The sequence below is a fragment of the Pseudomonas sp. SZ57 genome (assembly GCF_009495975.1).
GTDB lineage: Bacteria > Pseudomonadota > Gammaproteobacteria > Pseudomonadales > Pseudomonadaceae > Aquipseudomonas > Aquipseudomonas syringae.
Window position 1 is genome coordinate 49,544 of the sequence record NZ_WIBD01000007.1, and the last position, 12,289, is coordinate 61,832.

General features: G+C 60.6%; 10 protein-coding genes. 9 read left to right on the forward strand and 1 reads right to left on the reverse strand.

Annotated elements, in window-relative coordinates:
• The first annotated feature begins 4 nt into the window (after positions 1-4).
• The 3 genes from GE543_RS09750 (at position 5) to GE543_RS09760 (ending at position 4,436) form a co-directional block, all read left to right on the forward strand.
• A complete protein-coding gene (locus tag GE543_RS09750; RefSeq protein WP_153221326.1) occupies positions 5-1,201 on the forward strand; it encodes an FAD-binding oxidoreductase in 1,197 nt (398 codons plus the stop codon).
• Positions 1,202-1,225: 24 nt separating this feature from the next.
• On the forward strand, positions 1,226-2,914 hold the full coding sequence (locus GE543_RS09755; RefSeq protein WP_153221327.1) for a thiamine pyrophosphate-binding protein: 1,689 nt from the start codon (positions 1,226-1,228) through the stop codon (positions 2,912-2,914).
• A gap of 70 nt (positions 2,915-2,984) precedes the next feature.
• Positions 2,985-4,436, forward strand: coding sequence for an NAD-dependent succinate-semialdehyde dehydrogenase (locus tag GE543_RS09760; protein ID WP_153221328.1), 1,452 nt, complete (start codon positions 2,985-2,987; stop codon positions 4,434-4,436).
• Between the two features lie 18 nt (positions 4,437-4,454).
• Here the strand turns inward: GE543_RS09760 and GE543_RS09765 are convergent, their stop codons facing one another.
• On the reverse strand, positions 4,455-5,180 hold the full coding sequence (locus tag GE543_RS09765; RefSeq protein WP_058396134.1) for a FadR/GntR family transcriptional regulator: 726 nt from the start codon (positions 5,178-5,180) through the stop codon (positions 4,455-4,457).
• A gap of 446 nt (positions 5,181-5,626) precedes the next feature.
• Here GE543_RS09765 and GE543_RS09770 point away from each other — a divergent pair, with 446 nt between their 5' ends.
• The 6 genes from GE543_RS09770 to GE543_RS09795 all read left to right on the forward strand — a co-directional run bounded on the left by GE543_RS09770 (position 5,627) and on the right by GE543_RS09795 (position 12,121).
• Positions 5,627-6,775, forward strand: coding sequence for a branched-chain amino acid ABC transporter substrate-binding protein (locus GE543_RS09770; protein ID WP_153221329.1), 1,149 nt, complete (start codon positions 5,627-5,629; stop codon positions 6,773-6,775).
• A 155-nt stretch (positions 6,776-6,930) separates the two neighbouring features.
• Positions 6,931-7,857 (forward strand): branched-chain amino acid ABC transporter permease, encoded by a 927-nt coding sequence (locus tag GE543_RS09775; protein WP_153221442.1) that lies wholly within the window; start codon positions 6,931-6,933, stop codon positions 7,855-7,857.
• A gap of 11 nt (positions 7,858-7,868) precedes the next feature.
• Positions 7,869-9,146 carry an ABC transporter ATP-binding protein gene (locus tag GE543_RS09780; protein ID WP_153221330.1) on the forward strand — a complete coding sequence of 426 codons (1,278 nt, stop codon included), beginning with the start codon at positions 7,869-7,871 and terminating at the stop codon, positions 9,144-9,146.
• Positions 9,143-9,916 carry an ABC transporter ATP-binding protein gene (locus GE543_RS09785; protein ID WP_153221331.1) on the forward strand — a complete coding sequence of 258 codons (774 nt, stop codon included), beginning with the start codon at positions 9,143-9,145 and terminating at the stop codon, positions 9,914-9,916. Before GE543_RS09780 ends, GE543_RS09785 begins: the two co-directional genes overlap by 4 nt.
• Positions 9,913-10,635, forward strand: coding sequence for an ABC transporter ATP-binding protein (locus tag GE543_RS09790; protein ID WP_153221332.1), 723 nt, complete (start codon positions 9,913-9,915; stop codon positions 10,633-10,635). The genes GE543_RS09785 and GE543_RS09790 overlap by 4 nt, the downstream gene beginning before the upstream one ends.
• 139 nt (positions 10,636-10,774) lie before the next feature.
• Positions 10,775-12,121, forward strand: coding sequence for an MFS transporter (locus GE543_RS09795; protein ID WP_178118580.1), 1,347 nt, complete (start codon positions 10,775-10,777; stop codon positions 12,119-12,121).
• Positions 12,122-12,289 lie beyond the last annotated feature (168 nt).

The window sequence follows — 12,289 nt, forward strand, 5'->3', positions numbered from 1 at the left end:
CATCATGGCTTCGACAGCGACAAAGCAACATTACGATGTAGTGATCGTGGGCGGTGCCGTGAACGGTAGCGCCACAGCGTATTTTTTGGCCAACAACCCTGACTTCACCGGCTCGGTGTTGGTCGTCGAGCGCGACTGGACCTACGCCCAATCGGCCACGGCACTGTCCAGCAGTTCGATTCGCGTGCAGTTTTCCAACCCGATCAATATTCAGATTTCGCGCTTCGGCGCGCAATTCATTCGCGATTTTGCGCAGCTGATGGCGGTCGATGGTGAAGGCCCCGACCTAGCCTTCAAAGAGAACGGCTACTTGTTTCTCGCTGATTCGCAAGGCTTCGAGGTACTCAAGCGCTTGCACCAGACCCAACTGGACAACGGCGCCGAGGTCACCTTGATGGATACTGAGAAGCTAATCAAGCGCTTCCCCTGGGTCAACCCCGACAGCCTTGCCGGCGGTACCTATGGTGAAAAAGACGAGGGCTGGTTCGACAACTACGGAATCATGAACGGTTTTCGCAAAAAAGCGCGGTCGCTGGGCGCCGAGTACATCGAGAACGAGGTGGTGGAGGTGCTGCGCAAGGGGGATCTGGTCACTGGTGTAATCCTGGCCAGCGGCGAACGCATCACCTGTGACTATCTGGTCAACACCGCAGGCACCCGCGGCCCCAAGGTCGCGCAACTGGCCGGACTGCAGATCCCGGTGGAGCCGCGTCGACGTTCACTGTTCGTGTTCGCTTGCCATACCCCACTCGAGGGCGTAGTGCCGCTGACCATCGATCCCACCGGGGTGTTCTTTCGTCCGGAGGGTCACCTGTATCTGGGTGGCACCTATCCCAAGGTCGATCCGCAAGTGGATTTCGACGATTTCGACGTGATGCACGATGAGTTCGAAGAAGAGGTCTGGCCGATCCTAGCCGAGCGCGTGTCGGCGTTCGAGGCCATCAAAGTGGTCAACTCCTGGGCCGGGCATTACGACTTCTGCGTACTCGACCATAACGCCATCGTTGGTCCGCACAACGAAGTACGCAACTTCATGTTCTGCAATGGCTTCAGTGGCCATGGACTGCAACAGGCGCCGGCGATCGGCCGCGGTCTCAGCGAGCTGATTACCTATGGCGAGTTCCGCAGTCTTGACCTCAGTGCGCTGTCCTACCAGCGCGTGGTCGAGAACCGTCCCTTTCTGGAAGATTCGGTCATCTGACCGCGTGGCTTGATGGAGAACAATATGACTGACAACAAGGCTCCAACGCTGCGCACTGGTGGGCAGGTATTGGTCGATGCATTGCGCATCAATGGTGTCGAGCGCGCCTTTTGCGTGCCGGGCGAAAGCTACCTGGCTGTGCTCGACGCGCTGCATGATGTGAAGGATGACATCGAGCTGATCGTGTGCCGGCAAGAAGGCGGCGCTGCTTACATGGCCGAAGCCTATGGCAAGCTGACGGGCAAGCCGGGTATCTGTTTTGTCACTCGCGGTCCAGGCGCTACCAACGCCTCGGTCGGGGTGCACACTGCCTTTCAGGACTCGACGCCGATGATCCTGTTCATCGGCCAAGTCGCACGCGATCAGGTCGAGCGGGAGGCTTTCCAGGAGATTGACTACCGACGCATGTTCGGTCAGATGGCCAAGTGGGTGGTAGAGGTGGATGACGCCGCCCGCTTGCCTGAACTGCTCAGCCAGGCCTTCCATCGGGCTACCAATGGCCGGCCTGGACCGGTGGTAGTCGCGTTGCCGGAAGACATGCTGACCGATTGGGTCGATACCGCCGACGCCGGCCCCTCGCTGGCGATCGAGCCTGCTGCGCCGTCAGGCGCGTTGGCGCAACTGCAGATCCTGATCAGCCAGGCGCAGCGGCCATTGGTGGTGCTCGGCGGGGGCGGCTGGAGCAATCAGGCCGTTCATGACATCCGGCGCTTCATCGAGACCCAGCACCTACCTGTTGCGGCGTCGTTCCGTTGCCAGGACCTGTTCGACAACACCTTACCCCACTATGCGGGCGACCTCGGGCTGGCGGCCGGCCCCCAGCTCGTCGAGGCGGTCAAGCAATCCGACTTGCTGATCGTTATCGGTGCGCGCCTGGGCGAAATGACCACCGGCGGCTACGCCTTGGTAGATATCCCGGTGCCAAAGCAGAAGCTGGTTCATGTTCATCCGGGGATCGAAGAGCTGGGCCGGGTTTATCAACCGACCTTGGCCATCAACGCCGGCATGAAGACCTTCGCGGCGCAGGTCGCCGCGTTGCCGGCCGTCGGTGCTCGCGGACACGCGGATTGGGTCGAGCAGTTGAACCGCGGTTACCGCGCCAACTTCGAGTGTCCGCGTTCGCCCGGAGACGTGCAGATGAGCGAGGTGATCGCCTGGCTCAACGAGCAGCTGCCCCACGACAGCATCCTCACCTGCGGTGCGGGCAATTACACCGGCTGGGTACACCGCGGTTATCAGCACCGTACCTTCCGCACGCTGCTGGGCCCGACCAACGGCTCCATGGGCTACGGTGTGCCAGCGGCGGTGGCCGCCAAGATCACCTTCCCTGAGCGCACGGTGGTGGCGTTCGCGGGGGATGGCTGCTTTCTCATGAATGGGCAGGAGTTGGCGACTGCGGCCAACTACGACGCGCGATTGATCGTGATCGTGGTCAATAACGGCATGTACGGCACGATCCGTATGCACCAGGAACGCAGCTATCCGGGTCGGGTATCGGGTACCGAATTGCATAACCCCGATTTCGCGCTGCTGGCCACTGCTTACGGACTCCATGCCGAGACCGTGGTGGCTACCGAGCATTTCGCGTCGGCGTTCCAACGCTGTGTTGCGTCGAACAAGCCGGCGTTGATCGAGATCCAGGTCGACCCCGAGGCGCTGACACCGAAGATGACCCTCAGTCAAATTCGAGAAAAAGCCCTCGCCTCACGTTGATTTCACCTCGGGCGGGACGAGTGATCGTCCTGCCTTTTTTTTGCCTGAATTTTATCGAGAACCCCTGCATATGAAGCTTGCCGACCCCTTATTGTTGCGCGAACAGTGCTACCTGGACGGTGCGTGGTGCACCGCCGACAGCGGCTTGACCATCGATGTAATCAACCCCTCGACCGATGCGATCATCGGGCGCGTGCCGCGCATGGGTGCCACCGAGACCCAGCGCGCGATTGCCGCTGCCCAGGCTGCGCTGCCGGCATGGCGAGCGCTGACTGCCAAGGAGCGCGCTGCACGTCTGCTGGCCTGGCTTCGCCAGATCATGGCGCACCAGGAGGATCTGGCGCAGATAATGACCGCTGAGCAAGGCAAGTCGCTGGCCGAGTCGCGGGGGGAAATCGCTTTTGCGGCTGCGTATGTCGAGTGGTATGCGGAGGAGGGCAAACGTATCTATGGCGATGTGATTCCTTCGCCCCAGGCTGGGCGGCGGCTGATCGTTACCAAGGAGCCGATCGGTGTCTGCGCGGCCATCACACCGTGGAACTTTCCCGCGGCGATGATCACTCGCAAGGCCGCGCCGGCGTTGGCTGCAGGCTGTACCCTGGTGCTCAAGCCGGCGTCCCAGACTCCGTTCAGCGCACTGGCCTTGTGCGTTCTTGCCGAGCGCGCGGGTATCCCACGCGGCGTGCTGAGCGTGGTGACGGGCGACTCTGCTGCCATTGGCGGCGAGCTCACCGCCAGCCCGATCGTGCGCAAGCTGTCGTTTACCGGTTCGACGCCAATCGGCATCAAGCTGCTTGAGCAATGCGCTGCAACGGTAAAAAAAGTCGCCCTGGAGCTGGGCGGCAACGCTCCTTTTATCGTCTTCGACGATGCTGATCTGGAGGCTGCAGTCGAGGGCGCGCTGATTGCCAAGTTTCGTAATGCCGGGCAGACCTGCGTCTGCGCCAACCGTTTTTTCATCCAGGACGGGATCTACGAGCGCTTCGTGCGGCGCTTTGCCGAGCGCGTAGCGCAGTTGGTTGTGGGAGACGGTGCCGATGCGGACACCCAGGTCGGGCCGATGATCGATGCCAAGGCCGTGGCCGGGGTGGTAGCGCTGGTTGACCAGGCGCAGGCAGCGGGTGCCCGACTGATCATTGGTGGCAACCGGCATGCACGCGGTGGAGCTTTCTTCGAGCCAACCTTGCTGGCCGATGTGACCGCACAGATGCGCGTGGCTCAGGAGGAGATTTTCGGGCCAGTGGCGCCGATCTTCCGCTTCACCACCGAGCAAGAGGTGATCGCCCTCGCCAACGATACCGAATTTGGCCTTGCCTGCTATGTATACGCCCGCGACCTGTCACGCGTGTGGCGCGTGTCCGAGGCGCTGGAGTATGGGATGGTCGGAGTCAATGTCGGCGTCCTGGCCACTGAGGTGGCGCCGTTTGGCGGGGTCAAGTCTTCAGGTCTTGGGCGTGAAGGTTCGCGCTATGGCATCGAAGACTATGTCGAAATCAAATACGTGTGCCTGGGCATAAGCTGAGCGCGCGTCGAGCGCTGATCAGTCTCCACTCTGAACCAGGCGCTGGTAGCGCGAGAGGCTCTCTTCAAGGTGCTTGCGCAATGCGCTGCGGGCACCGCTGACATCGCCCATGGAGATCGCCGAGAGGATCGCGCCGTGCTCGCGGCCGATCTTCTTGATGTGCGCCATGCCGCTTTTACCGGTCGATTGGCCATGCTTGAGGTGCAGGTCGGAAATGATCTCCGGGCCGAGGGCTTCCAGCAGTTGCGTGAAATGCGGATTGTTGGTCGCACGGGCGATTGCCATGTGAAAGGCGAAGTCGGCCTGGGCTTCGGCTTCCAGGTCACTGCCGTCCAGCGCGTTGAAGCGGTCGAAAGCCTCGGTGATGTCCGCCATGCTCGTCGGGCTGCGGCGCTCAGCTGCGCGGGCCACGGATTCGGTTTCGACGCCCAGGCGCAATTCGAGCACATGGGCGGCGGCGCGTACGTCATCGACGGCGGTGCTCAGGGCATAGCCGATCCGCTTGACGTCCTGCTCGACCACGAACACCCCGACGCCTTGGCGGGCGATCAGGCGTCCGCCGAGGCGCAGTGAGGCGACGGCTTCACGAATGACCGGGCGGCTGACTCCAAATTCCTTGCATAGCTCTTGCTCGGACGGGAGCTTTTCGCCAGGGCGATAGGTACCGATGTCGATACGGTTGGACAGTTCACGGATAACCGTCTCGGCAAGATTGCCCCTGCGCGGACCTGTGGTCGCGTCCATTTTTTGTTGCTCCTGAACTGAGTTGTTCATCACGGAAGATCAATGGTTGAACAGCAGAGTGGGCCGAGTCAACAGGGTTGCAAGGCCTCTATCTCAAAGCGCCCGGTCGCCAAAGGCGTGGTTCGTCGCTTGTACCTATATGTTATCAAACAACTGACCTGTCATGGTGCGGGAAGTGCTTCTATGCGTCGAAAGCGCGTCGACTTTGTGCATTTCCATGGTCAGTCGTAGAGTTCATCTGGCATTTCATTCATCACGAGCGTACACCCATTGACAGTTGCCTGCTGACTGTTATCTTACAAGTTCCGCCGCGTCAGGTGGCAATTGCAGGCAACGAGCGGTCCCGAATAAACCTGTTGACCCGCAGAGGTTGGCAGGAGTGGAAAAGAAGACTGGCACGTCATCGTGCTCAATTCGTTTTATCCGATGATTTCTGGGAGGGGTATATGCGCAAACACAACCTGATCTGTACTGCACTGGCCGCGGCGCTTGCCGCTGCCTTGAATGTCGGTAGCGTCGCTGCGGCCGACACCCAACAGATCAAGATCGGCTTTGCCGGGCCGTTGACCGGCCCGTCCGGGCATCAAGGCCTGGACGTGGAGCACGGGGTCAGCATTGCCATCGAAGAAGCCAATCAGCAGCAATTGAAGATCGGCGACAAAGTGCTCGAGTTCAAATTGGTCTCCGAAGACGACGTCGCCGACCCGCGCACGGGTACCGCCGTGGCCCAGCGCCTGGTGGACGCCAAAGTTGCCGTGGTCATCGGTCACTACAACTCGGGCACCAGTATTCCCGCTTCGAAAATCTACGGCGATGCGGGCATCCCGCAGATCTCGCCCTCAGCGACCAATCCGGCGCTTACCAAGCAGGGCATCAAGTCGGTGTTCCGCGTGGTCAACGACGACGCGACTCTGGGCCGCTATGCCGGCAACTATCTGGTCAACAAGCTCGAAGCCAAGCGTATCGCCATCTTCGACGACCGTACCGCTTACGGCCAAGGGTTGGCCGATGAAGTTACCAAAGCGGTCAAGGCAGCTGGCGGCAATGTGGTCGTACGCGAGTACACCAATGACAAGGCCACCGACTTCAATGCCATTCTTACCACCGCCAAGGCCCAGCAGGCCGACGCGGTGTTCTTTGCGGCGCTTGACTACCAGGCCGCGCCGATGGCCAAGCAGATGAAGAACCTAGGGCTCAAGGCCCGGTTCATGAACATCGGTAACCTGCCCAATGACGAGTTCAAGAAGATGGCCGGCTTCGCTGCCGAAGGCACCTACGCCTGGAACTACGGCACCCCGCTGCAGGACATGCCCAAAGGGGCTGCGTTCGAGCAGAAGCTCAAGGCCAAGTATGGCGTAGGCGTGGTGCAGTCCTCGCCTGCCGCCTACGACGCTACGTGGGCAGCCATCACCGCCATCGTCAAGGGGCAATCGGCCGACCCTGCCGTGTACCTGCCGGTACTCAAGAGCAACAGCTATGAGGGCGTTACCGGCACCATTGCCTTTGACGAATTCGGCAACCTGAAAAACGCCGCCGCGACCATTTTCCAATTTGAAAACGGTGCTTGGAAAACGCTGTCCGTCGAACGCGACTGATCACCTTGCTTCGCCACAACGACAAGCGGGCCAGGATGGCCCGCGACTAGAACAAGAAGATTTTTTGCCCTGCCATGAATGTCACCGCGTCGCGGCCGCCCGCTAGCGCAGGTGGTCACCACGCAGCTTTGAGGATTCACCAAGTGGACGCCAATCTGAATATCCTTTTGCAACAGGTCCTCAATGGCCTGGTGCTCGGCAGCATCTATGCCCTGGTCGCGCTGGGCTATACCATGGTTTACGGCATCATCGGCCTGATCAACTTTGCCCATGGCGAGATCGTCATGGTCGGTTCGATGGTGACTATTTCGGTGCTCACGATGCTCGCCGGCTTCGGCTTCGCGCCTGGGGTGCTGACCCTGCTGTTCGCGATCATGATTGCCGCTGCGGTCTGTATGCTGATGGCCCAGGGCATGGAAAAGTTCGCCTACAGGCCATTGCGCAAAGCGCCACGCCTGACGCCGTTGATCCTCGCTATCGGCATCTCGATCTTCCTGCAGAACCTGGCCATGATGATCTGGGGCAGGGGCTACAAGACCTTTCCGGAAGTAGTCGAAACCACGCCGATCGACGTTTTCGGCGCGACCATCACCAATGTCCAGTTGAGCATCATGATCATCTCGGTGTGCATCATGTTCGGCCTCTGGTTGCTGGTCGACAAGACCCGCCTTGGCAAGGCCATGCGCGCCACCGCGCAAAATCAGGAAGTCGCCGGCCTGATGGGCATCAACATCAATCGCGTCATCTCCGCGACCTTTGTCATCGGTGCCGCGCTGGGGGCGATAGCGGGCGTCATGCGCGCGGTCAATTACGGACAAGCCGACGCCTACATGGGCCTGCTGCTGGGCCTCAAGGCGTTCTCGGCGGCGGTACTTGGCGGCATAGGCAACCTTTTCGGGGCCATGCTCGGCGGGCTGCTGCTGGGGCTGATCGAGTCTCTGGCGGCTGGCTATACCGGGCAACTTACCGGCGGTTTCCTGGGCGCCAACTACCAGGATATTTTCGCCTTCATGGTGCTGATCATGGTCTTGCTGTTCCGGCCTAACGGTTTGATGGGCGAGCGTCAGGCCGATCGCGCCTAGGAGGCACTGCAATGAAAACCAATTACGCACAATACGCCCTGTTGCTGCTGGCGTTCATCGCCTTGCCTTTCGTGGTCGACGCCATTCCGTTCCTGGGCGCCACCTGGGTACGCATCCTCGGTTTCGCGATGCTTTACGTGTTGCTGGCGCTGGGGCTCAATATCGTCATCGGCTATGCCGGGCTGCTGGACATGGGCTACATCGGCTTTTATGCGATAGGCGCCTACTTGTATGCGCTGCTATCCTCGCCGCACCTGCACATGGCCGGACTGGCCGAAGGTGTGCTGAATTGGCCGCTGTGGGTCATCATCCCGCTGGCGGCGGTGGTTGCCGCCATCTGTGGGGTGCTGATCGGCGCGCCGGTGCTCAAGCTGCGGGGCGACTACCTGGCCATTGTCACCCTGGGTTTTGGCGAGATCATCCGCATCTTCATGAACAACCTCGACCAGCCGGTCAATCTTACCAATGGCCCGCAGGGCATTGCCGGCATCGCGCCGCTGCACATCGATGGCGGGCCATGGTCATACGCAGCCGGGCAGGCACCCGAGGCCCTCGTCTCGCTGCAGAGCAAATGGAGCCTGTTCGGCCTGCAGGTATCCCCGGTGATCAGCTATTACCTGTTCTTTCTGGCTGTGGTGATTTTCTCGATAATTCTCTCCAAGCGTCTTGAAGTCTCACGCATCGGCCGCGCGTGGATGGCATTGCGCGAGGACGAGGTGGCTGCCGAGGCTATGGGGCTGAACAAGCGCAACCTGAAGCTGCTGGCCTTTGCCATGGGCGCGACTTTTGGTGGCGTATCCGGGGCACTGTTTTCTGCCTATCAAGGCTTTGTCAGTCCCGAGTCTTTCACGCTCATGGAGTCGATCATGGTGCTGGCGATGGTTGTGCTCGGCGGCATGGGTTCGATCCGCGGCGTGGTGCTGGGCGCGTTGATCCTGTCCATCATGCCCGAGGTGTTTCGCGACCTGGTCAATTGGGTCCAGCCGTTCGTGCTGGACAACGTCACCTTTGTCAGTCGTGAGGTCCTGCGCAATGTTCTCGACGCCTCGACGCTGCGCATGCTGGTGTTTGGCCTGGCGTTGATACTGGTCATGCGCTTTCGCCCCGAGGGCCTGTGGCCGTCGAGTCGCCGGCGCGCAGAGCTGCACGACGACGACAGCGCGCCAGATGCACCGGCCCCCACTCTGGACAGCACGCTCGGACACCCGAGCGGGGCAGGCGCGCAACCCGCCGTGCCGCGCAACACCGCTGGACACGAGTTCAACCTCCAGGAGGTCAACAAGGCATGAGCGACGTACTGCTGCAATTGCACTCGGTGAGCAAGTTCTTTGGTGGGCTTCAGGCGCTGCACGGCATCGACCTGACTATCCACCGTGGTGAGATTCGTGGTTTGCTGGGGCCGAACGGCGCGGGCAAGACCACGCTGTTCAACGTGCTCACCGGGCTCTATCGCGCCGAGGAAGGCAAGGTCGATTTCAATGGCAAGCCGTTGCGCATCCGCCAGCCGCACAAGGTGGTCGAGGCAGGTATCTCACGGACGTTCCAGAACATCCGCCTGTTCCACAACATGACCGCGCTGGAGAACGTCATGATCGGTCGCCACGTGCGTACGCGCTCGGGTGTATTCGCAGCGATCCTGCGCACCCCCCGCTGCGTTCAGGAGGAGCGCGAGATCCATGAGGCGGCGCAATACTGGCTCGACTACGTGGGTATTGGTCGTTTTGCTGGCGAGTTGGCGAAAAACCTTTCCTACGGTCACCAGCGTCGTCTCGAAATCGCTCGTGCCCTGGCCACTGAGCCCTTGCTGGTGGCGCTCGACGAGCCGGCAGCTGGCATGAACGCTGCAGAAACGGAAGGGCTGCGCCAATTGATGTGCAAGATGAAGAGCGACGGCAAGACCGTGCTGTTGATCGAGCACGACGTAAAGCTGGTCATGGGGTTGTGCGACCACGTCACGGTGCTGGAGTTCGGCCGCAAGATCGCCGACGGCCTGCCAGCCGATGTGCAAAGGGATCCGCGTGTGATCGAAGCTTATCTGGGTACGGAGACAGTGGCATGAGTGCGAGCAACATTCTTGAGGTTCGGGACCTGCAGGTTTCGTATGGCGCGATCCGTGCCATCAGGGGGCTGGACTTTCATGTCGCCGAGGGCGAAATGGTCGCACTGATCGGCGCCAACGGCGCCGGCAAGACCACGACCCTGAAAACCCTTGCTGGCATGCTCACCCCCACGGCGGGGCAGATCACCTTCGACGGCAAGGCGCACGCCTCGATCAAAAGCTACGACCTGATCCGTGAAGGCCTGGCGCTGGTGCCCGAGGGGCGCGGTATTTTCCCCAAGCTGACGGCCTACGAGAACCTGGAGATGGGAGCCTTCTCGCGTACCGACGGCAAGAGCGCCATCGAGGCCGATATCGAGCGCATGTTCGGGATTTTTCCGCGGCTCAAAGAGCGCGCTTCTCAATTGGCGGGGACCATGTCGGGTGGTGAACAACAGATGCTGGCAATCTCCCGTGCCCTGATGGGCAAACCCAAGTTGCTGCTACTGGATGAGCCGTCCATGGGCCTGGCGCCGATCATCGTACAGAAGATTTTCGAAACCATTCGCGAGGTGGTGAAGGGCGGGGTGACGCTGCTGCTGGTCGAGCAAAATGCCCGGTTGGCGCTGCAAACCTGCCAGCGTGCCTATGTCATCGACGGGGGGCGTATTGCCCTGGAGGGGCAGGCGGACGAGTTGCTGCACAACGAGCAGGTACAACGTGCCTACCTAGGGGAGTAACCCGCAGCCTGGGCTCTATCGATGCAAATACAACAATAACCACACGGTCCGTATGACGGGCCGCTTCGGGGCGCACTCTACCACGCAGCTCCCTTTGCCGAACACTGCCTTCCGATCAGGGATTATCCGAGGGGTCCTCATGAGCAACGCAGTCGAGCAAGTCCGTACTACCCATAATGACAACCTTCACGTCGTCGCAGCGCAACACTCCGAGGATGCGATGAAACGCATTGTCTGGGCCGCCATGGTCGGCAGTGTCATCGAATGGTTCGATTTTTCCGTCTACGGCTATCTGGCGGCGGTCATGGGCAAGGTTTTCTTCGCCTCCAGCACGCCCACGGTACAGATCATTGCGTCATTGGCCACCTTTGCCATCGCGTTCCTGGCGCGGCCTTTTGGCGGGGTCATCTGTGGCGCTCTGGGAGATCGCCATGGCCGCAAGCAGGTGCTGAACATGACCCTGTTCGTCATGGCCGGCGCAACGTTCTGCATTGGCCTGATTCCCAGTCAGGCGTCCATAGGCATCGCCGCGCCGCTGCTGCTGATTCTCATGCGTCTGCTGCAGGGGCTTTCGGCGGGGGGCGAGATCAGCGCGGCGGCTATCTATGTAGCGGAGCACTGCGAAGATCGCCACCGCACCATCAAGACTGCCTGGGTCGAGGTGGGGTGTATCTCGGGTTTCGTCCTGGGAGCGTCTACCAGCTTTGCTCTGCATGAGATATTCACCGACACGCAGTTGGTCGAATGGGCGTGGCGCATACCGTTCTTTTTCGCGGCGCCCATGGCGCTCGTCGGCCTGTACATCCGCGCCAAACTCGAAGAATCACCGCTGTTCGTTGGAGCGAGGCGCAGCGGCGAGTTAGGTAGGGTTTCGGTAGGCATGCAGTTCAAGCAATTGCGTGACCATGGCTCGGTGATGTTGCAGTCCGCCGGAATGATCATTGTCACCAACATCACCTTGTTCACCGTGTTGAGCTACATCCCTACCTATTTGAATCAGACGTTGCACCTGCCCGGTCACTTGAGCCTGGCGCTGAATCTTGCGCCCATGATGGGGCTGGTCGTGCTGATTCCGGTATTTGCCAGGGTGGCTGAGCGGCTTGGGCGAAAACCAATGATGATCACCGCCAGTGTGGGGATTTTGCTGCTGGCACAGCCTTGCTTCAAGATGCTGGGCAGCGGTGAAATGTGGCAGCAGTTGCTGGCCCTGATGATCCTCAATACGGCCTTGGCAATGTTGATCTCGTCGATCCTGGCGCAGATCCCTTCGCTCTTTCCCCTAAAGGTGCGATTCATGGCAATGGCGCTGAGCTACAACGTCAGCGTGGCGCTGTTTGCCGGCACCGCGCCACTGATCAACGCCTGGCTGATCGATGTGACCGGCAACCCGCTGATGCCGGCGTATTACCTTATGTTTGGAAGTCTCCTGGGGCTCGCGGCGCTGATCGCATCAACGGATAGAACCGGGCGCCCGATGAGTGGCTGAGTGCAGAGAAGCCTGGATCCATCCATTAGAAGATCCGAAGTCAGAGTGGGCCAGGCGATGTCTATCGAACGCTGGGCACGACTACCGCTGTAGTGGGATAACGACACTAGACGCCTATTTAGGCGATCGTGTCCCTGGAAGTGGTGTAACTGACCCAACCGAAGCCGC